Here is a 25,847-nt window from a genome sequence, read left to right as displayed (position 1 = left end):
GATATGCCTCCCGCCGGGCGCGCCAGACGCCCGCGGGAGGACGCCATGTCGAGGAACGCCGCCGCCGGGGCGCTGGCCCTGCTCTGTCTCGCCATTGCATCCCCGTCCGGGGCCGCCGAGCCGGGTGCCGCCGACGGGCCGTTCAGGCCGACGCAGCCCGCGGGCTACTTCTTTGTCGGCGGCCGCTACGCCACCGCGGGCGGCAAGACGACGGCGTCCGGCCAGATGTTCGTGGAGTACCGCGTTCCGGAGCGGGTGACGCAGCCCTACCCGATCGTCCTGGTGCACGGCACCGCCCAGACCGGGACCAACTTCCTCGGGACGCCCGACGGCCGGCCGGGCTGGGCCGACCGCTTCGCCGCGCAGGGCTTCGCGGTCTACGTCGTCGACCAAGTCGGTCGCGGCCGCTCGGGCGGCGACCCGGACACCTACGGCCCCTACGCCCGCCTGCCCGCCGAGGATCTGGAGACGGTGTTCACCGGGCAGGAGCGGTCCGCGCTCTACCCGCAGGCGAAGCTCCACACGCAGTGGCCGGGCGGCGCCGGGATCCGCGGCAACGCCGCCTTCGATCAGTTCTACCTCTCCCAGGTGCCCTACATCGCCAGCGCGCTGCGGAGCGAGGAGCTGGTCGACCCGGCGCTGATCGCCCTGCTGGAGAAGATCGGCCCGGCGATCCTGCTGACGCACTCGCAGGCGGGCGTCTTCGGCTGGGCGGTCTCCGATCAGCGGCCCGACCTCGTGAAGGCGCACGTCGCCGTCGAGCCGAACGGGCCGACCTTCTACGACATCCGCTTCAAGGGCGGCGCGGACTGGTACGAGCGCGTCGGCGAGGCCCGGGCGCGGCCCTACGGCATCACCCGGGTGCCGCTGCACTTCGAGCCGCCGGTGAGCGGCCCGGCGGACCTGACGGTGGTCCAGGCGGAGAGCGCCGCCGCGCCCGACCGGATCCGCTGCTGGCTCCAGGCCGAGCCCGCGCGCCAACTGCCGAACCTCGCCCGGGTGCCGGCGGTGATCGTGACCGCCGAGGCGTCGTTCCGGGCGACGATGGACGATTGCACGGCGGCCTTCCTGACTCAGGCGGGCGCGAAGCCGGACCGGCTGGCGCTCGCCGAGCACGGCATCCGCGGAAACGGCCACATGATGATGCTGGAATCGAACAGCGACGCCGTGGCGGACGCGATCGCCGGGTGGATCCGGAACCGGGTCCAGGGCCCGGTCCAGGGCCAAGTCGAAGCGCCGGCCCGGCCTTAACCCGCCGCTTACCCTGTCGGGCGAGGGTGCCCCCGTCATCCGACGAGGGACTGCATGACCGACATGACCGACACCGTGGGCGTCGCGGGCGACCGCATCCGCTCGATCATCGAGCGCGTGGAACGGCTGGAGGAGGAGATCAAGGACCTGATGGAGGCCAAGAAGGAGGTCTTCGCCGAGGCCAAGGGCGAGGGTCTCGACGTGAAGGTGCTCAAGGAGATCCTGAAGATCCGCAAGCAGGACAAGGACGAGCGCGACGAGCAGGAAACGCTGCTCGACGTCTACCTGCGCGCCATGGACGCGCCGTCGCCGGCCCCGATCGCCGCGGCGGCCTGACAGGCTCGACCGGGTGCGGCGCCGGGCGCCGCACCTCCTGTCCCGACCCCGAGGCTACGCCGCGAGATAGGCGGCGATGTTGCGCCGGATCCGCTCCAGGGGCTCCTCGGCCGGGTCCGGCAGGACGAAGCGCTTGCCCGTGATCGTCTCGTAGGCGCGGATGTAGACCGCCGCGGTCTCCAGGACGACCTCGGCGGGGATCTCCGGAATGGCGTCCTTGTACGGGTCGCAGCGGGCGACGACCCAGTTGCGCACGAAGTCCTTGTCGAAGCTCTCCGGGGCCGAACCCGCGGCGAAGCGCTCGGGATAGCTCTGCGCGAACCAGTACCGGCTGCTGTCCGGCGTGTGGATCTCGTCGGCGAGGACGATCCGGCCCTCGGGATCCGTGCCGAACTCGTACTTCGTGTCGGCCAGGATCAGGCCGCGCTCCGCCGCCAGCGCCGTCCCGCGCGCGAACAGCGCCAGGGCCGCCCCCGACACGGTCTCCCACTGCGCGCGCGTCAGCAACCCGCGCTCGAGGATCTCCGCCTCGGTGAGCGGCTCGTCGTGGCCGCCGTCGAACGCCTTGGTGGTCGGCGTGATGATCGCCTCCGGCAGGCGCTGGTTCGGCCGCATCCCGTCGGGGAAGGTGTGGCCGTACATGTCCCGCTCGCCCGCGCGGTAGCGCGTCAGGATCGAGGTCGACGTGGTGCCCGCGAGGTAGCCGCGCACCACCACCTCCACGGGCAGGATCTCCAGGCGCCGGCCGACCACCACGTTGGGATCGGGATAGGCGAGGACGTGGTTCGGGCACAGGTCGGCGGTCTGCTCGAACCAGTAGCGGGCGGTCTGGGTCAGGACCTGGCCCTTGAACGGGATCGCCGCGAGCGCCCGGTCGAAGGCGCTGATCCGATCCGACGTGATGAGGATGCGACGGCCGTCGGGGAGGTCGTAATTGTCCCGGACCTTGCCGCGGTAGTGCCGGGGCAGCTCGGGCAGGGTCGCGTCGCGCAGGACCTGATGCGCGTGCGGGGCGAGATCTGCCGTGTTCATCGGGCTTTCCGTCAGGCTGAACGGCGACCGCGCCGCCGGACTTCTGTGCGCGGACGGGCCGGGAAATTCCAGTCCCGGCCTCACCGAGGGCGCCCGGTGCCGGCCCTCGCCCTGGTCGCGCCCGACCGGGACCCTACACTTACGCGGGGACCAACGACGGTGGACGACCGGCTGCGCGACGCCGAGCGCTTCTGCCGGACGGCCGAGGCGCGATGAACGAGACACCCCAACCGTCGGTCAGAGATCCGTTCCTGCGCCGGATCGAGACCGTGGCCCTGTTCCGGCTGTCCGACGCGGAGCGCGCCGCCCTCGTCGCGCTCCCGCTGCAGGTCGCCCAGTTCGAGCCCAACCAGGACATCATTCGGGAGGGCGACCGGCCGTCCCGGAGCTTCACGCTGCTCAGCGGTATCGCCTGCACCTACAAGTCGACACGCGCGGGCAAGCGGCAGGTGATGAGCTACCACGTGCCCGGGGATGTGCCGGATTTCCAGAGCCTGTTCCTGGAGGTACTCGACATCAACATCGCCACGGTGAGCGCCTGCCGCCTCGGCTTCGTCCAGCACGACGCGGTCCGGGCGATGCTGCGGGCGCACCCGCGCCTCAACGAGGTGTTCTGGCGCGCGACGCTGATGGACGCCGCCCTGGTCCGGGAATGGATGCTCAACACCGGGCGCCGGGAAGCGTATGCGCGGATGGCCCACCTGTTCTGCGAGCTGATGACCCGCCTCGACGCCGTCGGGCTGGCACCCGACCGGACCTGCGACCTGCCGATGACGCAGCCCGAACTCGCGGATGCCCTCGGGATCACGTCGGTCCACGTCAATCGGACGATCCGCGATCTCAAAGCCGCCGGCCTGATCACGCTCCGGGGTCGCCGCCTCACCGTCCACGACTGGGCCGGGCTGCAGGAAGCGGCCGAATTCGATCCGACCTACCTGCACCTGCGCGACGCGGAGACGCGCTGATTGGGACGCGCGGACGCGCGCGACCTGCAGCCGAGTATTGTCAGAAAATCGAGGATCCTGTCGCCGGCTCTACCGATCCGATGGTCGGGGGCTCAGCGGGATGATGGTGCCCAGGGACGGAGTCGAACCGCCGACACTGCGATTTTCAGTCGCATGCTCTACCAACTGAGCTACCTGGGCGTCGTCCGCGCCGGTGCCGGCCTCGGACGTCGCGGGGTATAGTGAGTGCTTGGCGGCCTGTCCAGCCTCGCGTGACATTGACGGGACCGGAAGGCCGAAAAATTCAGCGCTCCGGATCCGGCGGGGGCGGCGGCGCGTCGGGATCGAGCTCCTCGGGGATCGCGTAGCGCTCGTTGAGCCAGCGCCCCAGATCGACGTCGGCGCAGCGCTGGGAGCAGAACGGCTGGAACTCCGGCGCGGACGGTTTCCGGCAGATCGGACAGGGCGGCGGCCGGCGTTCGCGGTTCATGCGAGGGCGCCCCACCCGGCTCGCACAGGATACCCCTCGCCGTCGAGCAGGCTCAGGGTCTCGTAGAGCGGCAGGCCGACCACGCCGCTGTACGAGCCGACCAGCTTGACCACGAAGGCCCCGGCCAGGCCCTGGATCGCGTAGCCGCCGGCTTTGCCGCGCCACTCGCCCGAGGCCACGTAGCCCTGGATGTCCCGGCCCGAGAGCCGCTTGAACCGGACGCGGCTCTCGACGATCCGCTCGCGGCGCCCGCGGGGCGAGAGCACGCAGACCGCCGTGTAGACCCGGTGCTGCCGGCCCGAGAGCAGGCGCAGGCAATCCGCGGCCTCGTCGGGGATCTCGGCCTTCGGCAGGACGCGCCGCCCGACCGCGACGACCGTGTCGGCCGAGAGAAGCCAGGTCGGCGTCGTCGTGTCCTCCAGGTGGAGCGCCGCCTCGGCGGTGGCGAGCTTCGTCCGCGCGAGGCGACGCGCCAGCTCGCGCGGCGGCTCGGCCTTGCGCGGTGTTTCGTCGATCTCGGCGGGCAGGAGCGCCGCCGGCTCGATCCCGATCTGCTGGAGCAGCGCGAGACGGCGGGGCGAAGCGGACGCGAGCACGAGTCGCGCCGTCGGCTCATGCGTCGCGCCGATCGCTTCAGGTTTGGCGTCCATGATGTCCCGTTCGCACAATCGACCGGAGCCGCGCGACCGGAGCCGTGCGCGCCCTGCGCGGCGGCACTTCGTCGGCCGGGACAGGCTCGATGCGCCTGCCTGATAAGGGAAGGGGTCCGGCTTGTGAACTCGAGCGGGTGCCGACGCCCTGGCGAACGCGCGTGGATTCGCCTGGGCGTCCCACGCGGCCCGGTGCGTCCGCGGGCAGCGTTACTCAGGTCTGGCGGCGCCTCGGCGTGACCGAGGGCGCCGACGAATCCAGCTCAGAGCCCGGCGCGAAAGCGTCCGCAAGAACAGCGCAAGATGTCGAGGCGGCACGTAACCCATCGTTAACCACGATCGACGCAGGATGGCGTCACTCCAATGGGATCGTCATCGATGCTGAACGCTGACCCGCTCGTGCCGCGCCCGAAGCTCGTCAATGCGGCTCTGCTCGCCCGCGCCCTCGACGGGCTCCGGCCGCAGGTCGCCTCGCCGGTCGAGATGTGGCAGCGCCTCACCGATCAGTACGTGGTCGACCTCGACGCGGTCGCGGCGCTCCTGCCCGCCGACGAGCCGGAGACGCGCTGGCTTCCCGCCCGCGACTGAGGCCGGCCCGGACGGCACTGCACCTCTCAAGGGACGCGTCGTGCTGCGCTGGCACATGACGTGCTTCAAGTCTTCAGCAACCGGAGGAAGCGACCAGGCAACGACAACGCGGTGGCTCGCACGCCGGAGCACCCCGCGGACCTTTCGATCACTCGAAGCTGAGGTCCGTCATGTCGGAATTGCTCTCCGTTGCCCTCGTCTGTGCCGGCACGCTGCTGGCCCAGGACTGCTCGCGCGACACCGCCCTCGACGTCATCGTCGCGCCGGCGCACACGCCGATGGAATGCCTGATGCACGCCCAGACGATGGCCGCCCAGGCCGGGTTGCCCGGGGGCAGCGACCGGTACCTCAAGGTCGCCTGCGAGCATCGTCGGAGCGAGTCCGACCCGCGCCCGGTCATTCGCCGCGCCTCGTGACGGCGGGGGTGTGCCGGACGATTCGGCACACCCGAATGTGATCGGCGCGGCGCGTGGTGCATCAAAGTCACGTCACGACAATTCTTGTTCGCATCCGCCTATCGGACAGTTGCCGCCCCCGGGAACGGGACCCATCCTGCACGGCCACGCTGATGCAACCCTCACTCCGGCATCCGCCAACGTTGCCGCCCCGATGGCCCGCGTGCCGGGCAGGGCTCAAGCGAGTGCCTGCCCGATGCTGTACGACGCGTTCGATCTGCAGACCGACATGGCCGCCCAGACCCGGGCGTGGGGGCGGCTGCTGAACGACATCTGGTCGCCCTGGGTCGGGTGGGGCGAGCCGGCGACCTGGATGTCCGCCGGGGCCCGGATGATGATGCGCGCCGGCCTGACCTTCGCGCGGCCGCCCTACGGCATCGAGTCGGTGAATGTCGGGAACCGGAGCGTCCCGGTCTCCGAGGAGGCGGTCGAGGTCACGCCCTTCGCCACGCTGCTCCACTTCAAGAAGGACATCCACACCGAGCAGCCCAAGGTGCTGATGGTGGCGCCGATGTCGGGCCACTTCGCCACGCTGCTCCGCGCCACCGTGCGCACGATGCTGCCCGACCACGACGTCTACATCACCGACTGGCACAACGCCCGGGACGTGCCGCTCTCCGACGGGACCTTCGGCTTCGACGACTACGTGAGCCACCTCATCCAGTTCCTGCGGACCATGGGCGAAGGCGCCCACATGGTGGCGGTGTGCCAGCCCGCCGTGCAGGCCCTGGTAGCCGCCGCCGCGATGGCGCAGTCGAAGGACCCGGCCGCCCCGCGCAGCATGACCCTGATGGCCGGACCGGTGGATTGCCGGATCAACCCGACGGGCGTGAACGAGCTCGCGACCTCCAAGCCGATCGAGTGGTTCGAGAAGAACCTGATCGCCACGGTGCCGTCGCGCCACAAGGGGGCCGGCCGCAAGGTCTATCCGGGTTTCGTGCAGGTCTCGGCCTTCATGGCGATGAACGCCAAGCGCCACGTCCAGGGCCACGCCGACCTGTTCTGGCACATGGCCAACGGCGAGCACGACAAGGCCGAGGCGATCGAGTCCTTCTACGACGAGTATTTCGCCGTGCTCGATCTCGCCGCCGATTTCTACCTGGAGACGGTCAAGACCGTGTTCCAGGACCACGCCCTGGCCCGGAACGCGGTGTCGTATCGGGGCGAGCCGATCGACCTGCGCGCGATCCGCCGCACGGCGCTCATGACGGTCGAGGGTGAGCGGGACGACATCTGCGCCGTCGGCCAGACCATGGCGGCCCACGACCTGTGCTCGGACCTCGCCCCGTACATGCGGACCCATCACCTCCAGGCCGGCGTCGGCCATTACGGCGTCTTCGCCGGCCGGCGCTGGGAGTCGCAGATCTACCCGCAGGTGCGGAACTTCATCCAGGCGCACAACTGACCGCGCCCCGGTCGGGTCGGCGTCGCGCCGATTTGACCCGCCGACCTGCGCGGCCCACCATGCTAGGCACGTGTGACGGGGCCCGCCGGGCGCGGCTCCGTGGGCCACTCCTTCGGCGTGAGGCGGAACGGTCGGCGTGATCGGCAGCAACGGCACCGAGAGCAAGACCCGGGTGGGCGGAGCGGACGCTGCGTCCACGCGGCTCGACCGGCTCGTGGCGCAGGCGCGGGCCGCCGCCCTGTGGGAGCAGGCCTGGCCCGTGCTCTGGCGCGGCATCGGCGTCTTCCTGCTCTTCCTGGTCGTCTCCTGGGCGGGCGTCTGGCTCGACCTCACGCCGCTCTGGCGCCAGATCGGCCTCGGCGCCCTCGCCATCCTGCTCGTTGCCGCGCTCCTGCCGCTGATCCACATCGCCCGGCCGGACCGTCGCCTCGCCCTGGCGCGGCTCGACCGCGAGGCCGCCTCCCGCGATCCGAAGCTGCGGCACGGGCCGGCCTCGGCCGCCCAGGACAGCCTCGCCGTCGGCGCCGCCGATCCGGGGAGCCGGCTGCTGTGGGACCTCCACCAGCGCCGCGCCGCGCAGGCGATCTCGGCCCTGCGGGTCGGCCTGCCGCGGCCGGGCATGACCCGGCACGACCCCTTCGCGCTGCGCGCCGGCCTAGTGGTCGCGGCGGTCGCCAGCCTGTTCGTGGCCGGCCCCGAGTGGCGCCAGCGGATCGGCGCCGCCTTCGACTGGCAGGAGCCGGCGGCGCCCGGCCCGAACTTCCGCGTGGACGGCTGGATCGACCCGCCGCTCTACACGCGGCTTCCGCCGCTGCTGATCGCGATGGACGGGAGCGACCAGCACCTGCGCGCGCCGGTCAACGCGCAGCTGATCGTGCGGATCGCCGGCCAGGGCAAGGCCGCGTCCGAGACGACCCCCACGCCGAATGCCGGCCTCGTCCCGGTGCCGGGCCAGGAGGCGCGCGCCGACCTGCGCGAGGAGCGCTACCGCATCGTCGGCGGCGCCGCGCTGACGATCGTCACCCCGGCGGGCAAGCAGCGTCTCACGGTCGACGCGATCCCCGACCGGCCGCCGGAGGTGACCGCCGTGGGCGGCCCCGAGGTGAACGGGCGCGGCACCTTCAACCTGACCTACCGGGCGAAGGACGATTACGGGATCAGCTCGGCCGAGGCGGTGATCGAGCCGCTGAAATCCGCGCGGGCCCTGGTCCCGGTGCCGCAGATCAACCTGGCGCTGCCGGGCGACGCGAGCGGCGACACCGATACCAAGACCCTCGTGGACCTCACCGAGAGCCCGTGGTCCGGCGCGAAGGTGCGCTACCACATCGTCGTCAAGGACGAGGCCGGCCAGGAGGGGCGCACGCCCGACACCGAGATCGTCCTGCCGGCGCGGCCGTTCCGCGAGCCGCTGGCGCGGGCGCTCGCCGAGCAGCGCCGCCGGCTCGTCATCGCGCCCGACACGGATCGCCGCTGGGTCCAGGGGGCGCTGGACGCCCTGCTGGTCGCGCCCGACACGTACACGCCGCAGCCCGCGATCTTCCTCGGCCTGCGGACCGCGACCGAGCGCCTGCGCCGCGCCCGAACGGATGCCGACCTCGTCGCGGTGGCCGACCTCCTCTGGGAGATGGCTCTCAAGATCGAGGACGGCGACCTGTCGGACGCCGAGAAGCAGCTCCGCCAGGCCCAGGACCGGCTGAAGGAGGCGATCGAGCGCAACGCGCCCGACGACGAGATCAAGCGCCTGACGCAGGACCTGAAGCAGGCGCTCGACAAGTTCCTGTCCGAGATGGCGCAGAAGCAGGGCCGCGAGCCCCGCGAGCAGAGCGAGCGCGGCCAGAGCAACGGGCAGACCAAGACCGTCACGCCGGAGGATCTCGACAAGATGATCCAGGACATGGCGGAGGCGATGAAGCGCGGCGACACCGCCGAGGCGCAACGCCTGATGGAGCAGCTGCGCAACATCCTGGAGAATCTCCAGACCGCCGAGCGCGGCGGACGCTCCGATCAGGCGTCCCGCGAGATGCAGAAGCAGATGCGCGATCTCGACGCGATGTCGCGCGAGCAGCAGGGCCTGCGCGACGAGACCTTCAAGGACGGCGAGGAGCAGCGCGACGGCCAGCGCCCGCAGAACCGCGGCCAGCCGCAGCAGGGACAGCGCGGCCAGCAGGGCCAGCGCCAGCAGGGTAAGAAGGGTCAGCAGGGGCAAGGCCAGCAGGGTCAGGGCCAACAGGGCCAGAAGGGTCAGGGGCAGCAGGGCGAGGGCCAGCAGGGCGGCGTCGGCGAGCGCCAGCAGGCGCTCCGGCAGCGGCTGGAGGACCTTCAGAAGCGCATGAAGGAGAACGGCATGCGCGGCGAGCAGGGCCTCTCCGACGCCGAGGACGCCATGCGCGAGGCCGAGAACGCGCTGAAGGACGGCGATTCGGACGGCGCGGTCGACGCGCAGGGCCGCGCCCTCGACGGCCTCAAGCGCGGCGCCGACGGCATGGCCCAGCAGATGCAGGAGATGGCCGAGGGCCAGGGCGAGGGCCAGCAGGAGGGCGGCCAGCAGCCGGGCCAGCAGGGTCAGGCCGGCGCGCGCGACGACGATCCCCTCGGGCGCCCGACCCGCGGCCGCGACATGAGCGACGGGCGGGTCCGCGTCCCCACGGCCGACGAATCCGCGGTCCAGCGCGCCCGGCGCATCATGGAGGAGCTGCGGCGCAAGCTCGGCGACCCGAGTCGCCCCCGCGAGGAACTCGACTATTTCGAGCGCCTGCTCCGCCGCAACTGAGCGCCCGACACCTCAACGACGCGCCGAGCCGCATCGCGGCTTGCGCCCCACCCGGATCCCCGACCGCATGTCGTCCAACACCCTCGTCCTGATCGCCTGCCTCGCCGTCGCCGCGGTCCTGGTCGCGGGCCTCGCCAACATGATGCGCGGCGGCAGCGTGAACCTCTCGCAGAAGCTGATGCGCCTCCGGGTGCTCCTGCAGTTCGTCGCGATCGTGATCATCATGGGCGTCGTCTGGTGGCGCTCGGCGTGACGTCGTCGGGCCGGGTGTGACCGCGCCGCCGCACCGAACACCTTTCGATCCGGTGAAGGATGAATAGGCCGCCCCGCCGCGCGGGCCTCTGCTACGCTCGGTAGAAGCAAATCGCTGCGCCTAACCGGCCGAGCCCGCATGACTGCCCCTTCCCGCCTCCGTCTGTTCGGCCTTCTGACCGGGGCGGCGATTCTGCCGGCTTCGGCCGCCGACCTCGCGCCGCCGCCGCCCGCCGCCTACGCGACCCCCGTCCAGCCGCTCAGCATCGTGTCGGAGATCCGGATCGGCGGCTCGGTGCAGGATCCCGGGAGCGCCGAGGGCAAGCTCCCCGGCTTCAGCAAGGCGAACGTCAACGGCGAGATCCTGTTCGCCAAGCCGCGCATCAGCGACGATCCGTTCTGGCAGGCCTTCGTGCCGCGGCCGACCGTCGGCGGCAGCTACAACACCGGCGGCCGGACCAGCTACGCCTATCTCGGCGCGACCTGGACGCTCGAGATCTTCCCCGAGACCTTCAACCGCCGCGTGTTCCTCGACGGGTTCTTCGGCGGCGTGGCCCATAACGGCTGGACCGGCCCGAAGGCCGAGACGCCCTACGGCTTCAACACCCTCGGCTGCTCGCCGATGTTCCGCGAGGCGGCCGCCCTGGGCTTCCGCCTGACGGAGCACTGGAGCATCATGGCGACGGTCGAGCACATGTCGAATGCCGGGCTCTGCGCCAACAACCGCGGCCTGACCAATTTCGGCGGCAAGATCGGCTACACGTTCTGAGGCACGCCACCCCGTGGTCAAGCTCAACCGCATCTACACGAGGACCGGCGACAAGGGGACGACCGCGCTAGCGGACGGGCAGCGGCGCTCGAAGGCGGACCTGCGGGTCGAGACCTACGGCACCGTCGATGAGACCAATGCCTGCATCGGCATGGCGCGCCTGCACACGCAGGGCCCCCTCGACGGGATGCTGGGGGCGATCCAGAACGACCTGTTCGACCTCGGCGCCGACCTCGCGACGCCGCCGACCCCCGAGCCCCTCCCCTACGAGCCGCTGCGGATCGTGGCGAGCCAGGTCGACCGGCTGGAGCGCGACATCGACGCGCTCAACGCCGCGATCCCGCCGCTGAAATCCTTCGTGCTGCCCGGCGGCTCGCCGGCTGCCGCGGCCCTGCACCTCGCCCGGACCGTCTGCCGGCGCGCCGAGCGGCTCGCGGTGAGCCTCGCGGCGCGGGAGGACGAGACGGTCTCGTCCGAGGCGCTGCGCTACCTCAACCGCCTGTCGGACTTCCTGTTCGTGGCGAGCCGGGCGGCGAACGGCGACGGGGCCGACGACGTGCTCTGGGTGCCCGGCGCCAATCGCTGAGCCGGCATCGCGGTTTTCGCGGGGCCGCCACGGCGCCGCGTTGACAAGGCGGAAATGTGGCCGTTACGGTCCGGCGCCTTGCGTGCCCCGGCCACGCTGCGCCTCGCGCGCCCGTGGGAGTGGCCTGCACGACGACAAGAATCCTCCGGGGAAGGATCGTGACCGCCATGAAGGTGCTGGTGCCCGTCAAGCGGGTGGTGGACTACAACGTCAAGATTCGCGTGAAGGCCGACGGCTCCGGCGTCGAGCTCGCCAACGTCAAGATGTCCATGAACCCCTTCGACGAGATCGCCGTCGAGGAGGCGATCCGCCTGAAGGAGAAGGGCAAGGTCACCGAGATCGTGGCCGTGTCGATCGGCCCGCAGCAGGCGCAGGAGACGCTGCGCACGGCACTCGCCATGGGCGCCGACCGGGCGATCCTGGTGAAGACCGACGTGAACTGCGAGCCGCTCGCCGTCGCGAAGCTCCTGAAGGCCGTCGTCGAGAAGGAGAGGCCGGAGCTCGTCATCCTCGGCAAGCAGGCGATCGACGACGACTCGAACCAGACCGGCCAGATGCTCGCCGCCCTGCTCGGCTGGCCTCAGGGCACCTTCGCGTACAAGATCGAGCCCGGCGAGGGCAGCCTCGACGTCACCCGCGAGGTCGATGGCGGCCTGCAGACCGTGAGCCTCAAGCTGCCGGCCATCGTGACGACGGACCTCCGCCTCAACGAGCCGCGCTACGCATCGCTGCCCAACATCATGAAGGCCAAGAAGAAGCCCCTGGAGGAGCTGGCACCCGACGCGCTCGGCGTCGACGTCACGCCGCGGCTCACGGTGCTGAAGACCGCCGAACCGCCGGGCCGCTCGGCCGGCGTCAAGGTCGCCTCCGCGGCCGAGCTCGTCCAGAAGCTCAAGGTCGAAGCCGGCGTCATCTGATCCGAGGCGGGGCTCCCGGTCGACGGTCGAGCCCCGCGCCACCACCTTCGAGGGCACCAGCAGACCATGACGACACTTCTCTTCGTCGAGCACGGCAACGGCCAGATCAAGGACAGCACGCTGAAGGCGCTCGCCGCCGCCAAGGAGATCGGCGCGCCGGTCCACGCCCTCGTGCTGGGCACCGGCTCCAAGGCCGTGGCCGAGACCGCGGGCAAGCTCGACGGCGTCGAGAAGGTCCTGAACGCCGAGGACGGCGTCTACGACCACGATCTCGCCGAGCCGGTCTCGGCGCTCATCGCCGCCATCGCCGAGCCCTACGACACGATCATCGCCTCGGCCTCGACCACGGGCAAGAACGTGCTGCCGCGCGTGGCCGCCCTGCTCGACGTCGCGCAGGTCTCCGACATCATCAAGGTGGTCTCGCCCGACACGTTCGAGCGGCCGATCTACGCCGGCAACGCCATCCAGACCGTGCAGGCGCCCGCCGGCAAGAAGGTGATCACCGTGCGCACGGCGGCCTTCAAGGCGGCCGAAGAGGGCGGCGCCCCGGCGCCGGTGGAGGCCGTCTCGGCGGCCGCGCCTGAGGCGGGCGGCTCGAGCTTCAAGGGCGAGGAGATCGCCAAGTCCGACCGGCCGGAATTGGCCTCGGCGCGGATCATCGTCTCCGGCGGCCGCTCGCTCGGATCCTCGGACAAGTTCCACGAGCTGATCGAGCCGCTGGCCGACTCGCTGGGCGCCGCCGTCGGCGCCTCGCGCGCCGCCGTGGACGCGGGCTACGCGCCGAACGACTGGCAGGTGGGGCAGACCGGCAAGGTCGTGGCGCCGGACCTCTACGTCGCGGTGGGGATCTCGGGCGCGATCCAGCACCTCGCCGGCATGAAGGACTCGAAGGTCATCGTCGCCATCAACAAGGATGAGGACGCGCCGATCTTCCAGGTGGCCGATTACGGCCTCGTCGGCGACCTGTTCCAGGTCGTTCCCGAGCTGCAATCCGAGATCGGCAAAGCCAAGGGCCAGTAACGGCACCGGATCTGGCAACCCGCGAGCATTGTCGCAGAACGCGGCTTCACGGGTTCCTTCCGGATCGAGGATTGGTCTAGAAGGCAGCAGCGGCGAGACTTCGCGCGGTGCCGTCGCGTCCGTGCCGTCCAGAGAGCTGGGCGGCAGCGCTGCGGCATCCGCCTTGGGGGCACAGGTCGGCACATGCATATGGAGATCAAGCGGGTCGGCATCGTCGGCGCGGGCCAGATGGGCAGCGGCATCGCGCAAGTCTGCGCCACCGCCGGCTTCGAGGTTCTGCTGAACGACCGCGATCCCGCCCGGCTCGAGAACGGGCTGTCGGTGATCGAGGGCAGCCTCGCGCGCCTCGTCTCGAAGGGCACGCTCACCGAAGGCGACAGCGGCGAGGCCCGCTCGCGCATCGTCCCCGCCCGCGACTTCGCTGCCCTCGGCCCGTGCGATCTCGTCATCGAGGCGGCGACCGAGAACGAGGCGACGAAGCGCGAGATCTTCACCACGCTCTGCGGGTCGCTGCGGCCGGAGACCCTCGTGGCGACCAACACGTCGTCGATCTCCATCACCCGGCTGGCGGCGGCGACCGACCGGCCGGAGAAGTTCATCGGCATCCACTTCATGAACCCAGTGCCGGTGATGCAGCTCGTCGAGCTGATCCGCGGCATCGCGACCGAGGACACGACCTACGAGTCGGCCAAGGCGTTCATCGCGAAACTCGGCAAGACGTCGACGATGTCGGAGGATTTCCCGGCCTTCATCGTCAACCGGATCCTGCTGCCGATGATCAACGAGGCGATCTACACGCTCTACGAGGGCGTCGGATCGGTCGAGTCGATCGACACCGCCATGAAGCTCGGCGCGAACCACCCGATGGGCCCGCTGCAGCTGGCCGACTTCATCGGCCTCGATACCTGCCTGTCGGTCATGCAGGTTCTCTACGAGGGCCTCGCCGATTCGAAGTACCGGCCCTGCCCGCTCCTCGTGAAGTACGTCGAGGCCGGCTGGCTCGGCCGGAAGGCCAAGCGCGGCTTCTACGATTACCGCGGCCCGACGCCGATCCCGACCCGCTGAGAGGGTCGGCCGCGGGACGGCGCATCCCGTCCCGCGCGCGACGCCTTACTTCGGCGCGCCGTTCGCGCCCGGCTGGGCCGGCTGCGGATAGGACGGGTTGCCGCCCGGGACGGCGGTGCTGTTCGACGGCGACGACCCGCCGGACTGGCCGTTGACCGAGCCCGTCACCTCCTTGCGCGACGCGTCCTGGCTCTGGCTGGCGTAGTCCTTCGGCGAGTTCGCGCCGTTCCACGTGAGCAGGCCCACGGTGGCGATCGCCAGCAGGACGAGGCTCGCCACCAGGACCCAGAGCACCGGCTTGCCGCGCTCGCCCTGGCGGCTCTCGTTGGGGTTCAGTCTCTCGGCCATGTGCAAAACCTTCCTCGGCGGGACGCCACACGCCGGAACGGGCGCTGTGCGACACGATCTCGTTACCGGCCGCCAACGCGGGGCCGCCGAGGCAGGTTCCTGACGGGGCCGGCTCAGCGGCCGGTCGTCAGCAGGATCTTGCCGAGATGGGCGCTCGATTCCATCAGCTCGTGCGCCTCCCGCGCCCGCTCGAGCGGGAACGTGGCGTGGGTGACGGAGCGGATGCGTCCGGCCTCGAGTTCGGGCCAGATGTCCCGACGGAGACCGTCGGCGATCGCGGCCTTGTCGGCCTTCCCGCGTGGCCGGAGCGTCGAGCCGGTGAAGGTCAGGCGGTTGCGCATGATCGGCGTGATGTTCAGCCCGTCGACCTTGTAGCCGCCCATCAGCGCGATCATCACCAGCCGCCCGTCCGGTGCCAGCGACTTCAGGTTCCGGGCGAGGTAGCTGGCGCCGATCATGTCGAGGATGACGTCGACGCCGCGCCCGTCGGTGAGGCGCTTCAGTTCCTCGGCGAAGTCGGCCTGCTTGTAGTCGATCGCGGCATCCGCCCCGAGATCCTCGCAGAACCGGCACTTCTCGGCGGAGCCCGCCGTCGCGAAGACCCGGGCGCCGACATGCTTGGCGATCTGGATCGCCGTGGCGCCGATGCCGCTCGACCCGCCGTGGACGAGGAAGCTCTCGCCGCGCGTCAGGCGGCCGCGCTGGACCACGTTGGAGTAGACCGTGAAGAAGGTCTCCGGCAGACCGCCGGCATCGACCAGCGAGACGGCCTTCGGTCGCGGCAGGCAGTGGGCCGCCTCGGCCACGGCGTACTCGGCGTAGCCGCCGCTGATCACCAGGGCGCAGACCTCGTCGCCGGCCGACAGGCCCTCGACCCCGCTGCCGAGCGCGACCACGCGGCCGGCGACTTCGAGGCCGGGAATCTCGGTGGCGCCGGGCGGCGGCGGGTACACCCCGGACCGCTGCGCGACGTCGGGCCGGTTCACCCCGGCCGCCACCACCTCGATCAGGACCTGGCCGGGCCCCGGGCTCGGCACGGGCGCGTTCTCCAGGCTGATCACCTCCGGTCCCCCGGAACCCGCGTAACGGATCTGGCGCATGGTCCCGGGCAGGTCGGTGGTGGCCATCAGCGATTGTCCTCAGCGCGCACGTCGTCTCGGCCGCGCTCACGGTGTCGCGGCCCGGCTCTACTTGCGGCAACGGGCGCGCTTGGCAAGCCGCGTGCCCGTTGCCGGTCCGGGGAGCCGCCTAGCGGGCCGCCGCCTTCACGGCGGCCGGGAGGACGATCGCGCCCTGCGCGAGGCTCTTCGGCCAGACCGCGACCTGCTTGCCGTCCTGCCACTGCGCCATCAGGCCGGTAACGAAGCCCGGCCCGTACTTGATCGAGTGGGTGAATTGGTCGTCCTTGCCGTAGAACTGCGTGCGCCCGACGGTGCCGACCCAGTCGGTCTTCTCCAGGGCGTCGACGAGCTTGTCGGCCTCCGTGGTGCCGGCCCGCTTCACCGCGTCGGCGGCGTAGTAGACCTGATCGTAGGCCATGTACCCGGCGTAGGACGGGTCGCTGCCGAAGCGCTTCTTGAACGCGGCGCTGAAGGCGAGCGACTTGTCGGTGATCGCCGCGCCCGGCACGGCGATGCTCTGGAAGATCACGCCCTGGGTCGCGCCGTTGGTGTTCGACCAGAAGGTCGAGGAGGTCGCCTGCGAGTTCATGCCGGTCATGGCGAGCGGCACCTTCTGGTTCTGCCACTGCACGGTCGGCTGCACGCCGACATGCGAGATGCCGGTGACGATCAGGTCGGGCTTGGCCGCCTCGATCTTGTTGTAGATCGGCGTGAAGTCGCCCGTGTCCGGCGAGAAGCGGATGTGGTCGACGACCTTCACGCCGATCTCGGGCAGGCACTTCTCGTAGCCGACGTCGAGCGGCCGGGTCCAGGCCGCGTCCTCGCTCATGATCGCGGCGGTCTTCACCTTCATCAGGTCGATCAGCATGTCCTTGGTGGAATCGCAGATGGACTGGGCGAGCGCCGCCGAGGTCAGGTAGCCATGGAAGGTGTACTTGTTGCGCGCGTAGTCCTTGTGGACCGCGGCGCTGATCTCGTTCGAGGCCGCGCCGGGCGTGATCATCGGCGTCTTGAGCCGGGCCGCCCAGGGCATCAGCGCCAGCACGACCTCGGAGATGTAGCTGGCGATGACGAGGTTGACCTTGTCCTCGGAGACCGCCCGCTGGAAGGCTCGGACCGCGTCGGAGGCCGAGGACTTGTCGTCGTAGGTGACGACCTGGATCTGGCGCCCGTCGACGCCGCCCTGGGCGTTGATCTCGTCGGCGGCGAGCTGGACGGCCTGCGGGATCGAGGCCCCGACCACCGACTGCGCCTCGGCGATCACCCCGATCCTGATGGGATCCGCGGCCCGCGCCTGTGTCGATCCCAGTAATCCGGCCACTGCGAGCAGGGCGAGGGCCCGGCTCGAGACGCTGCGTTCCATCGGCATGGGCTTCCTCCTGCGGCCCGTGCGGCTTTTGCCGCCGCATCGGGTTCAGGACAGGATAGTGCAGCACGCGGATGCTTGAATACAGTGTGCAGATGCGGAAAGCCGTGACAGACGGGCGCTCACCTGTCCGCCCGGCCGAAGATCAGGCTCAGATTGTTGGCGGGCATGGCCACGCGCCGGACCAGGCTGAGCCCGTGCCGGGTCGCTTCCGCCGCGACGGCGTCGAGGTCCCGCACGCCCCAGGCGGGATCCCGCGCGCGTAAGGAGGCGTCGAAGGCGGCGTTGCTCTCCGCGAACGGCCGGTCCGCCTCGCGGAACGGCCCGTACAGGAACAGGACGCCGCCCGCGCTCAGGACGCGTCCGGCGCCGGCCATCAAGCCCTCGGTGGCGGCCCAGGGCGCGATGTGGATCATGTTGATGCACACGATCCCGTCGACCCGCTCGACGGGCCACGCCGCGGCGGCGGCGTCGAGCGCGAGCGGCGGCCGGATATTGGCGAGCCCGGCCCGGAGCGCGTGCGCGGCGATGCTGCGCCGGGCGGCGGGTTCGGGATCGCTCGGCAGCCAGTCCAGGCCAGGCAGGGCCGCGGCGACGTGAACCGCGTGCTCACCGGAGCCGCTGGCGATCTCCAGAACGGTGCCGCTGTCGGGCAGGATCTCGCGGAGCACGGCCAGGATCGCGTCGCGGTTGCGCGCGACGGCCGGCGCCGTCAGGGCCTCGTTGACGTCGACGTCCCAGCCGAGCATGGAGGCCCTCCATCGGTCTGCGCAGTCCGTCGACGGGATGGCGGCCGGACGCGTCACGCACCCATATTGCGCGGGCGGACCCGTTGCCATACCGCATTCCACCGGTGTTCCGCCCGTTCGATGCGCTGTTCGCGCCAGCCTCCGCGTCTCTCGCGGTGCGAACCGTCCCGATCGGCCCGGCAGGGTTGAGAGCGCCGCCCCACTTCCGGACTTGCCGTCCTCCGAGACGTCCAGGGATTCGCCCATCGTGCCCGACCCGCAAGCCGCCCGGACACTACCCAAGGTCGCGACCGGCATCACCGGTTTCGACGACCTGACCCATGGCGGTCTGCCGGCTGGGCGGCCGACGCTCATCTGCGGCGCCGCGGGCTGCGGCAAGACGCTGTTCGCCACGACCTTTTTGGTCAACGGCGCGACGCTCTACGGCCAGCCCGGCGTGTTCATGAGCTTCGAGGAGCGGGCCGAGGATCTGGCGGCGAACGTCGCGTCGCTCGGCTACGACCTCGACGGTCTCATCGCCGCGGGCCATCTTGCCATCGACCACGTGCGCGTGGAGCGGAGCGAGATCGAGGAGACCGGCGAGTACGACCTCGAGGGCCTGTTCATCCGCCTCGGCTTCGCGGTGGACTCGATTGGGGCCAAGCGCGTCGTCCTCGACACGATCGAGACGCTGTTCGCGGGCTTCACCGATCCGACCCTGCTCCGCGCCGAGCTGCGCCGCCTGTTCGGCTGGATCAAGGATCGCGGCCTGACCGCGATCATCACGGGCGAGCGCGGCGACGGGCCGCTCACCCGCCAGGGCCTGGAGGAGTACGTCTCGGACTGCGTCGTGCTGCTCGACAACCGCGTCGAGGACCAGATCACCACGCGACGGTTGCGCGTCGTCAAGTATCGAGGCTCCGCCCACGGCACCAACGAGTACCCGTTCCTGATCGATCACGCGGGGATCAGCGTCCTGCCGGTGACCTCGGCGGATCTCGTCTACGGGGTGCCCGACGGCATCCTCTCGACGGGGATCGCCGGGCTCGACGCCATGCTGGGACCGCGGGGCTTCCATCGCGGCTCCGGGATCCTGATCTCCGGCGAGGCCGGGACCGGGAAGAGCATGCTCGCCGCCTCGATCCTCGACGCGGCCTGCCGGCGCGGCGAGCGCTGCATGGCCTTCGTGTTCGAGGAGAGCGGTGCCCAGATCATCCGCAACGCGCGCTCGATCGGGCTCGACCTCGCCGCGCACGTGGCGAGCGGCCGCCTCCGCTTCGAGGCCGCGCGGCCGAGCCTGTTCGGTCTGGAGACGCATCTCGCGCGGATGCACCGCGACCTCGACCAGTTCCGGCCGGACGTGGTGGTGCTCGACCCGATCTCGGCCCTGCGCGGGTCGTCGGGCGAGCTGCAGGCGACGCTCCTGCGCATGATCGACCTGATCAAGACCCGCGGCATCACGGCGATCTTCACGACCCTCCGCGGCGACGGCTCCCTGATCGAGGACAACGATCTCGGCGTGTCCTCCCTGATGGATGCCTGGATCAAGCTCCAGAACATGGAGGCGAACGGCGAGCGGACGCGGACCCTGTACGTCATCAAGGCGCGGGGTATGAGCCACTCCAACCAGATCCGCGAATTTCTGATGTCGTCGGACGGGATCCAGTTGGTGGATGCCTATATTGGTCCTTCAGGTGTTCTCACCGGCACCGCGCGCCTGGTTCAGGAGGCTCAGGAACGCGCGGCCGCGCAGCAGCACCGGGACGCGACCGAGCGCCGGCTCCGGGATATGGCGCGCCGACGCTCCGCCTTGGAGCGCCAGATCGAGGAGCTCAGGGCCGGTCTCGAGGCGGCCGTGGACGAGGAGGAGAGCCTGCGTGCCGAGGACGCGGCGCGGGGCGTCACGCTCGCGGCGGAGCAGCAGGCGTTGAGCGCACGACGGAGTGCCGCGGAATGAGCGATACGACATCGGACGACCAAGCACCCGAGACGGATCTCGACCGCGATTCCGGCCACTATCACCTGCGCCTCTACGTCGCCGGGCAGACGGCCAAGTCTCTCGCTGCCCTGAGCAACCTGAAGCGGTTCTGCGAGGAGCACCTGGCCGGCCACTACGACATCGAGGTCATCGACCTCATGAAGAACCCTCAGCTCGCCGCCGGCGATCAGATCCTCGCGATCCCGACCCTCGTTCGCCGGCTGCCGTCGCCGCTCAAGCGGATCATCGGCGACCTGTCGAACACCGAGAAGGTTCTGGTCGGCCTCGACATCCGTCCCAAGGCCGACCGGCCTTGAACGCGGCCGCCTCGTCTCCGACGGACGCGGAGCACGTCCGGTTGCGGCTGTTCGTGGCCGGAACCGCGTCGCGCTCGCTGCGCGCGGTCGAAGTGCTGCGCCGCATCTGCGAGGCCCACTTCCCGGGCCGCTACGAGCTGGAGATCGTCGACATCTATCAACAACCCGACCTTGCCGAGCGCGACGGGATCCTCGCCGCGCCCACACTCCTGAGACTGGCGCCGGGGCCGGAACGGCGCCTCTCGGGCGACCTCCTGGATGAGGGCCGCGTGCTGCGCAGTCTCGAGATCGCGTCCGCCGCGGAGCCGCTCTGATGGGTGTGGACGCTCTGCTGCCCGGCGACGAGCCCGGGCTCGACGCCTATCGCGCCCATATCCGTGAGCTCGAGGCGCGGCTGGAGGAGAGTGAGGAGACCCTCGCGGCCATCCGCCGGGGCGATTTCGACGCCGTCGTGGTGGAGGGCCCGAACCACGAGCGTCTCGTCTACACACTCGAGAACGCGGACTTGCCCTACCGGGCACTGATCGAGCAGATGCAGGAAGGCGCGTTCACGTTGGCGCTGGACGGGACGCTGCTCTACTGCAACCGGCGGCTGGCCGAGATGCTCGGCGAGCCGCAGGAGCGCCTGACCGGCCGCGCGCTCCGGAATTTCGTCCACGCGGATGTCGACCTCGGGCGCCTGATCCGGCACGCGATGGACGGGCCCGTCCGCGAGGAGATCGCGCTGCACGCGGCGGGATCGGAGAGCGCGACCTTCCTGTCGCTCAGCCGCTTCGCCTGCCAGGGCGATCAGCCGCTCCTCTGCGGGATCCTCACGGACCTGACCGAGCAGCGACGCAATATGCAGGCGTTGGCGGAGGCCCATGCCAAACTCCAGTCCGAGAGCGCCGAGCGCGAGCGCGTGGAGGAGGCGCTGCGGCAGTCGCAGAAGCTCGAGGCGGTGGGGCAGCTGACCGGCGGCGTCGCCCACGACTTCAACAACCTGCTGACGGTGATCAAATCCTCCACCGACCTGCTCAAGCGCCCGGACCTGCCGGAGGAGCGCCGTCGCCGTTACGTCGAGGCCATCTCCGACACGGTCGACCGCGCCGCCAAGCTGACCGGCCAGCTCCTGGCCTTCGCGCGCCGTCAGGCCCTCCGGCCCGAGGTTTTCGAGGTGGGCGCCTCGCTGCGGGCCGTGGCGGAGATGCTGGATTCGGTCACCGGAGCGCGCATCAGCGTTCTGGCCGAGATCCCCGCCACCCCCTGCTACATCCGCGCCGACCTCAGCCAGTTCGAGACCGCGCTGATCAACATGGCGGTGAACGCCCGCGACGCGATGGGCGGTGAGGGCACCCTCACCCTGAAGCTATCCGGCGACCGGCCGATGCCGGCGATCCGCGGTCATGCGGGGTCGCGCAGCACCTTCGCGGCGGTGTCGCTGTCCGACACCGGCATCGGCATTCCGGCCGACGTGCTGCCGCGCATCTTCGAACCGTTCTTCACCACCAAGGACATCGGCAAGGGCACCGGGCTCGGGCTGTCCCAGGTCTTCGGCTTCGCCAAGCAGTCCGGGGGCGACGTCGACGTGTCCAGCAGCCCGGGCCACGGCACGACCTTCACGCTCTACCTGCCGCAGGCGGAGCACGCGCCGGACATGTCCGTCACGCCGCGGAGCGAGGAGAGCGGGCTCGACGGCGCCAGCCTCTGCGTGCTGGTGGTCGAGGACAACATCGAGGTCGGCCGCTTCGCCACGCAGATCCTGGAAGATCTCGGGCACAAGACCGTCTGGGCAACCAATGCCGAGGAGGCGCTCGTCGAGATCGAGAGGATCCCCTTCCGCTTCGACGCCGTCTTCTCCGACGTCGTGATGCCCGGCATGGGCGGTATCGCGCTGGCCCGCGAGCTGCAGCGGCGCCTGCCCGACCTGCCGGTGGTCCTCACCTCCGGCTACAGCCACGTGCTGGCGCAGGAGGGCGTCCACGGCTTCGACCTGATCCAGAAGCCCTACTCGGTGGATCAGCTCTCGCAGACCCTCCGCAAGGTCGTCGGCAAGGGCCGCGCCGGAGCCCGGCGGCGGCGCTGAGGCCGGCTCTTAGCGGGTGCCGTACATCCGGTCGCCGGCGTCGCCGAGGCCCGGGACGATGTAGCCGTGGTCGTTCAGGTGGCTGTCGATCGCCGCGGTCCAGACCGGCACGTCCGGATGGGCGGCCTGGAACTTGGCGAGGCCCTCCGGCGCCGCCAGCAGGCAGACGAAGCGGAGGTCGGAGGCGCCCCGGGCCTTGAGGCGGTCGAGGGCCGCGATCGCCGAGTTGGCGGTCGCCAGCATCGGATCCAGCACCAGCACCGTCCGGTCGGCGAGATCGGACGGCGCCTTGAAGTAGTACTCCACGGCTTCCAGCGTCTCGGGATCCCGGTAGAGCCCGATATGCGCGACGCGGGCCGACGGGACCAGCGACAGCATGCCGTCGAGAAAACCCACTCCGGCGCGGAGGATCGGCGCGAGCACCAGTTTCTTGCCCTGGATCTGCTGCCCTTGCATCGGCTGGAGGGGCGTCTCGATGGTGACGGGCTCCAGCGGGAGGTCACGGGTCACCTCGTAGGCCAGGAGCATCCCGATCTCGTTGAGGATCTGCCGGAAGCCCTTGGTCGAGCGGTTCTTGTCCCGCAGATGGGTCAGCTTGTGCTGCACCAGCGGGTGATCGACCACGGTGACCCGAGCCGTCGACATGCCCCGAACCCTCCCCTTGCGGTTGAGGAGCAATGCAGGAGCGAAGGCCGGGGTGCAACTCGTCCCGGTGATCCCGGCGGAAGGCCGGATCGACGGAGGTGCGTGAGGACTCGGGTAGGCATCGCGGCCGGGCGCGGAATCCTCTCGGAAGGATGGGGGCTCGGTCGACGCGGACCGTCGCGTGCGGGTCCGGCACAAGCGTCACTTGTATCGTCGCCGTCAACGCTTTCGTCTGGATAAGAGAGATTTTCGGCCGAAGCAGATACCCGAACTTGCGCGACGGTTGACCTTTATCTGATATGATAATGTAGCTTTGTTCGGTAAATTATCGGTTCTAGAGCATTATTATAAGTGAAAATCGTTCTATGATGTCTCTAAGGCGCGAGTTGCGCGAGATCCTGAAGTGGCTAGATGCAGTCGACTGCGTCGGACCGCCCGATGCGACCGTCCCGCACTCGGATCTGGCCGAGGATCGTCATGCGCGTATCCATTCCACTCAAAGCAATCCTGGCCCTTCTCTTCGCGGGACTTGCCCTGATCTCCGCGGCGCAGGGCGGTCTGTCCCTCCGTCAGCTGGCCGGGATCGGGCAGGCTGCGACGGCATTGGCCAGGGACTGGGTGCCCTCCCTCGAGAAGGTCGGCGCGATCGAAGTGGCGGCCTCCGAGGTGCGCATCAAGCAGTACCGGCTCATCCTGCTGTCGGATACGCCGGAGCACCGGGACGCCAATGAGGCCGCCCTGGCGAACACGCACGCGCGGCTGCGCGACGCGCGCCGGGCTTACGAACCGCTGATCACCACCGCCGAGGAGCGGCGGCACTACGACGCGTTCGGCGCGTCCTGGACCCGATTCGCGGAGGTGGATCAGGACGTGCGGCGCCTCGTGGAGGCGGGGCGGCAGACGGAGGCGACCGCGCTGCTGATCCGGCCCGACGTCGTGGCACTGTACGACGGTGCCCGGGCGGCCCTGGCCCGTCTGGCGGACCACGACGAGAAAGCGGCCCAGCAGGACGCGGACGCGGCGATGACCCGAGTCGAGGCCGCGTCCGCCGCGGCCGTCGCCAGCATCGGCCTCGCGCTGGTGTCCGCCCTGGCGGCGGCGATCTTCGGCCTCCTCTACATCTCGCGGCCGATCGCCGCGATGACCGCCGCGATGACCCGGCTGGCGCGGGGTGAGGCCGGCACCGAGGTCCCGTTCCGGCACCGACGCGACGAGATCGGCGCCATGGCGGCGGCCGTGCAGGTGTTCAAGGACAACCTGATCCGCACCCGGCAGCTGGAGGCCGAGGCCGAGGCGGCCCGGCAGGACGCGGAGCGCCAGCGCGGCCTCGCGATGCGGCAGGTCGCCGACCGCTTCGCCGACGCCGTCGGCGGGATCGTCGCGCAGGTCTCGACCGCGGCGGCCGGCCTGCAGGCCACGGCCCGCGGCATGACGGAGACCGCGGCCGAGACCGCGGGGCAGTCGACCACCGTCGCGGCCGCGGCCGAGGAGGCGGCCAGCAACGTCGGCACCGTGGCGGCGGCGGCCGAGGAACTCGGCGCCTCCGTGCAGGAGATCGGCCGGCAGGTCGACGGCTCGGCCGGCCTCGCGCGGGCGGCGGTCGCGGAGGCCGACCGGACCGGCGCGCTGGTCCGGGACCTGAGCGAGGCCGTGGCGCGGATCGGCGACGTGGTCGGGCTGATCTCGACCATCGCGGGCCAGACCAACCTGCTGGCGCTCAACGCCACGATCGAGGCGGCGCGCGCGGGCGCGGCCGGCCGCGGCTTCGCGGTGGTGGCCACGGAGGTGAAGGCGCTGGCCGAGCAGACCGCCCGGGCCACGGAGGAGATCGCGGGCCAGATCGGGCGGGTGCAGGCCTCGACCGGGCAGGCCGTCGCGGCGATCGGGACGATCACGGCCCGGATCCGCGACATCGACGGCGTGGCGACCACGATCGCGGCGGCGGTGGAGCAGCAGGGCGCGGCGACCCACGAGATCGTCCGCAACGTCGGTCAGGCCGCGGCCGGCACCGGCGAGGTGACCCGCAGCATCGTCAGCGTCGCTGGGGCCGTCGAGAAGACCGGTCAGGCCGCCGGGCAGGTTCTGGCCGAGGCGTCGCGGCTCTCGGAGCAGTCCGAGCACCTGAACGGCGAGGTGGCGCGGTTCCTCGATCGCGTCCGCGCGGCCTGAGACGGCACGCGGCGTTCAGGGGGGCGTCCGGGCCGATGGGCCCGGACGCCGCGTCGCAGAATCAGACCGCGCGGCCGCCACCCTCGGTGCGGCGCTTGGCCATGAACGCGTCGAACTGCTCGCGGTCCCGGGCGCGCTTCAGCTCCTCCACGAAGTCCGAGAAGGCGCGGCTCTCTTCCTCGAGGGCGCGGCGCTGCGCCTCGAGGCGGTCGAGCTCGGCCCGGCGGTACTCGTCGAAGGCGGCGTTCCCGCTGCCGCCGCGGCGGTTCGCGGCCTCGAAGGCGCGGGCGAAGCGCGACGCGGGGCGCCCGCCCTCGAACCCCGACACCGTCCGGCGCGCGGCGTCCCGCATCTCGGCGAAGGCCGGGTAGCCCGCGAATTTCCAGGCCACGAGCGCGAGGCCGATCGGCCACCAGTAGATGAAGCCCACCACGATCGCGCCGATCTCCAGCGACCGACGCGGGAACGGGCCGGACCGGCAGAGCCTGCCGGTCGCCCAGGGAGAGGAGGATTGAGAGGTCACGGCTGTGCTCCGCTGTTCATGTGAACGCGGTTAACATGCGGGTCCGGCGGGGGCCTT

The 25,847-nt window shown here is 70.7% G+C and carries 27 protein-coding genes and 1 tRNA gene; 18 read left to right on the top strand and 10 right to left on the bottom strand.

The window, feature by feature from the left end; genetic code table 11:
- Positions 1-45: 45 nt before the first annotated feature.
- Together LXM90_RS08765 and LXM90_RS08760 are read left to right on the top strand one after the other, a co-directional pair.
- A complete protein-coding gene (locus LXM90_RS08765) occupies positions 46-1,251 on the top strand; it encodes an alpha/beta hydrolase (RefSeq protein ID WP_205833786.1) in 1,206 nt (401 codons plus the stop codon).
- 54 nt (positions 1,252-1,305) lie between these two features.
- On the top strand, positions 1,306-1,587 hold the full coding sequence (locus tag LXM90_RS08760) for a DUF2312 domain-containing protein (protein ID WP_020091862.1): 282 nt from the start codon (positions 1,306-1,308) through the stop codon (positions 1,585-1,587).
- Positions 1,588-1,641: 54 nt separating this feature from the next.
- Here LXM90_RS08760 and LXM90_RS08755 read toward each other — a convergent pair whose 3' ends face one another.
- Positions 1,642-2,619 (bottom strand): phosphoribosylaminoimidazolesuccinocarboxamide synthase, encoded by a 978-nt coding sequence (locus LXM90_RS08755; protein WP_234082409.1) that lies wholly within the window; start codon positions 2,617-2,619, stop codon positions 1,642-1,644.
- A gap of 212 nt (positions 2,620-2,831) precedes the next feature.
- Between LXM90_RS08755 and LXM90_RS08750 the strand changes: the two genes are divergently transcribed.
- Positions 2,832-3,584 carry a Crp/Fnr family transcriptional regulator gene (locus LXM90_RS08750; RefSeq protein WP_091677156.1) on the top strand — a complete coding sequence of 251 codons (753 nt, stop codon included), beginning with the start codon at positions 2,832-2,834 and terminating at the stop codon, positions 3,582-3,584.
- Between the two features lie 104 nt (positions 3,585-3,688).
- On the opposite strand, the gene LXM90_RS08745 is transcribed toward LXM90_RS08750, so the two are convergent.
- From LXM90_RS08745 to LXM90_RS08735, 3 genes are all read right to left on the bottom strand, one after another.
- A tRNA-Phe gene (locus LXM90_RS08745) sits at positions 3,689-3,764 on the bottom strand.
- 103 nt (positions 3,765-3,867) lie between these two features.
- Positions 3,868-4,053: a DNA gyrase inhibitor YacG gene (locus LXM90_RS08740; RefSeq protein ID WP_020091859.1), complete on the bottom strand. Its 186-nt coding sequence runs from the start codon at positions 4,051-4,053 to the stop codon at positions 3,868-3,870.
- Positions 4,050-4,703 (bottom strand): Maf-like protein, encoded by a 654-nt coding sequence (locus tag LXM90_RS08735; RefSeq protein WP_020091858.1) that lies wholly within the window; start codon positions 4,701-4,703, stop codon positions 4,050-4,052. The genes LXM90_RS08740 and LXM90_RS08735 overlap by 4 nt, the downstream gene beginning before the upstream one ends.
- Before the next feature lie 378 nt (positions 4,704-5,081).
- Here LXM90_RS08735 and LXM90_RS08730 point away from each other — a divergent pair, with 378 nt between their 5' ends.
- From LXM90_RS08730 to LXM90_RS08685, 10 genes are all read left to right on the top strand, one after another.
- Positions 5,082-5,291, top strand: a complete 210-nt coding sequence (locus LXM90_RS08730; RefSeq protein WP_020091857.1) for a hypothetical protein — start codon at positions 5,082-5,084, stop codon at positions 5,289-5,291.
- A gap of 170 nt (positions 5,292-5,461) precedes the next feature.
- Positions 5,462-5,707, top strand: coding sequence for a hypothetical protein (locus LXM90_RS08725; RefSeq protein ID WP_020091856.1), 246 nt, complete (start codon positions 5,462-5,464; stop codon positions 5,705-5,707).
- A gap of 235 nt (positions 5,708-5,942) precedes the next feature.
- Positions 5,943-7,151 (top strand): polyhydroxyalkanoate depolymerase, encoded by a 1,209-nt coding sequence (locus tag LXM90_RS08720; RefSeq protein WP_020091855.1) that lies wholly within the window; start codon positions 5,943-5,945, stop codon positions 7,149-7,151.
- A gap of 136 nt (positions 7,152-7,287) precedes the next feature.
- Positions 7,288-9,921: a TIGR02302 family protein gene (locus tag LXM90_RS08715; RefSeq protein WP_234082406.1), complete on the top strand. Its 2,634-nt coding sequence runs from the start codon at positions 7,288-7,290 to the stop codon at positions 9,919-9,921.
- A gap of 67 nt (positions 9,922-9,988) precedes the next feature.
- Positions 9,989-10,174: a twin transmembrane helix small protein gene (locus LXM90_RS08710; protein WP_020091853.1), complete on the top strand. Its 186-nt coding sequence runs from the start codon at positions 9,989-9,991 to the stop codon at positions 10,172-10,174.
- Between the two features lie 138 nt (positions 10,175-10,312).
- The gene (locus LXM90_RS08705) at positions 10,313-10,942 is read left to right on the top strand and encodes an acyloxyacyl hydrolase (protein ID WP_234082403.1); all 630 of its coding nucleotides are present in this window, start codon (positions 10,313-10,315) and stop codon (positions 10,940-10,942) included.
- A 13-nt stretch (positions 10,943-10,955) separates the two neighbouring features.
- Complete coding sequence (locus LXM90_RS08700) at positions 10,956-11,528, top strand: cob(I)yrinic acid a,c-diamide adenosyltransferase (RefSeq protein WP_020091851.1); 573 nt, start codon at positions 10,956-10,958, stop codon at positions 11,526-11,528.
- A gap of 167 nt (positions 11,529-11,695) precedes the next feature.
- Positions 11,696-12,445, top strand: a complete 750-nt coding sequence (locus LXM90_RS08695) for an electron transfer flavoprotein subunit beta/FixA family protein (RefSeq protein ID WP_020091850.1) — start codon at positions 11,696-11,698, stop codon at positions 12,443-12,445.
- 66 nt (positions 12,446-12,511) lie between these two features.
- Complete coding sequence (locus LXM90_RS08690; RefSeq protein WP_020091849.1) at positions 12,512-13,465, top strand: electron transfer flavoprotein subunit alpha/FixB family protein; 954 nt, start codon at positions 12,512-12,514, stop codon at positions 13,463-13,465.
- A gap of 183 nt (positions 13,466-13,648) precedes the next feature.
- Complete coding sequence (locus tag LXM90_RS08685; RefSeq protein WP_026604743.1) at positions 13,649-14,530, top strand: 3-hydroxybutyryl-CoA dehydrogenase; 882 nt, start codon at positions 13,649-13,651, stop codon at positions 14,528-14,530.
- Between the two features lie 45 nt (positions 14,531-14,575).
- Here LXM90_RS08685 and LXM90_RS08680 read toward each other — a convergent pair whose 3' ends face one another.
- From LXM90_RS08680 to LXM90_RS08665, 4 genes are all read right to left on the bottom strand, one after another.
- The gene (locus tag LXM90_RS08680) at positions 14,576-14,878 is read right to left on the bottom strand and encodes a hypothetical protein (RefSeq protein WP_020091847.1); all 303 of its coding nucleotides are present in this window, start codon (positions 14,876-14,878) and stop codon (positions 14,576-14,578) included.
- 113 nt (positions 14,879-14,991) lie between these two features.
- The gene (locus tag LXM90_RS08675; RefSeq protein WP_020091846.1) at positions 14,992-16,005 is read right to left on the bottom strand and encodes an NAD(P)H-quinone oxidoreductase; all 1,014 of its coding nucleotides are present in this window, start codon (positions 16,003-16,005) and stop codon (positions 14,992-14,994) included.
- 121 nt (positions 16,006-16,126) lie between these two features.
- Entirely contained in the window at positions 16,127-17,368 is a 1,242-nt protein-coding gene (locus tag LXM90_RS08670) for an ABC transporter substrate-binding protein (RefSeq protein WP_091677173.1), read from the bottom strand.
- Between the two features lie 119 nt (positions 17,369-17,487).
- On the bottom strand, positions 17,488-18,114 hold the full coding sequence (locus LXM90_RS08665) for a DUF938 domain-containing protein (protein ID WP_020096503.1): 627 nt from the start codon (positions 18,112-18,114) through the stop codon (positions 17,488-17,490).
- A 247-nt stretch (positions 18,115-18,361) separates the two neighbouring features.
- On the opposite strand from LXM90_RS08665, the gene kaiC reads away from it, so the two are divergent.
- The 4 genes from kaiC to LXM90_RS08645 are packed head-to-tail and all read left to right on the top strand — an operon-like array spanning position 18,362 to position 22,453.
- Positions 18,362-20,050, top strand: coding sequence for a circadian clock protein KaiC (kaiC, locus tag LXM90_RS08660; protein ID WP_234082400.1), 1,689 nt, complete (start codon positions 18,362-18,364; stop codon positions 20,048-20,050).
- The gene (locus tag LXM90_RS08655; RefSeq protein ID WP_091677182.1) at positions 20,047-20,388 is read left to right on the top strand and encodes a circadian clock KaiB family protein; all 342 of its coding nucleotides are present in this window, start codon (positions 20,047-20,049) and stop codon (positions 20,386-20,388) included. Before kaiC ends, LXM90_RS08655 begins: the two co-directional genes overlap by 4 nt.
- Positions 20,389-20,429: 41 nt before the next feature.
- Entirely contained in the window at positions 20,430-20,702 is a 273-nt protein-coding gene (locus LXM90_RS08650) for a circadian clock KaiB family protein (protein ID WP_020096506.1), read from the top strand.
- The gene (locus LXM90_RS08645) at positions 20,702-22,453 is read left to right on the top strand and encodes an ATP-binding protein (protein WP_234082397.1); all 1,752 of its coding nucleotides are present in this window, start codon (positions 20,702-20,704) and stop codon (positions 22,451-22,453) included. Before LXM90_RS08650 ends, LXM90_RS08645 begins: the two co-directional genes overlap by 1 nt.
- A gap of 9 nt (positions 22,454-22,462) precedes the next feature.
- Here LXM90_RS08645 and upp read toward each other — a convergent pair whose 3' ends face one another.
- A complete protein-coding gene (gene upp, locus LXM90_RS08640) occupies positions 22,463-23,098 on the bottom strand; it encodes a uracil phosphoribosyltransferase (protein ID WP_020096508.1) in 636 nt (211 codons plus the stop codon).
- Between the two features lie 477 nt (positions 23,099-23,575).
- On the opposite strand from upp, the gene LXM90_RS08635 reads away from it, so the two are divergent.
- Entirely contained in the window at positions 23,576-25,267 is a 1,692-nt protein-coding gene (locus LXM90_RS08635) for a methyl-accepting chemotaxis protein (protein WP_234082394.1), read from the top strand.
- A gap of 61 nt (positions 25,268-25,328) precedes the next feature.
- Here LXM90_RS08635 and LXM90_RS08630 read toward each other — a convergent pair whose 3' ends face one another.
- Complete coding sequence (locus tag LXM90_RS08630) at positions 25,329-25,790, bottom strand: DUF2852 domain-containing protein (protein ID WP_026605002.1); 462 nt, start codon at positions 25,788-25,790, stop codon at positions 25,329-25,331.
- Between the last annotated feature and the right edge of the window lie 57 nt (positions 25,791-25,847).

Source organism: Methylobacterium oryzae (genome assembly GCF_021398735.1).
Classification (GTDB): Bacteria; Pseudomonadota; Alphaproteobacteria; order Rhizobiales; family Beijerinckiaceae; genus Methylobacterium.
Note: the sequence above shows the minus strand (reverse complement) of the source record. Positions and strands in the feature narration are given on the sequence as shown.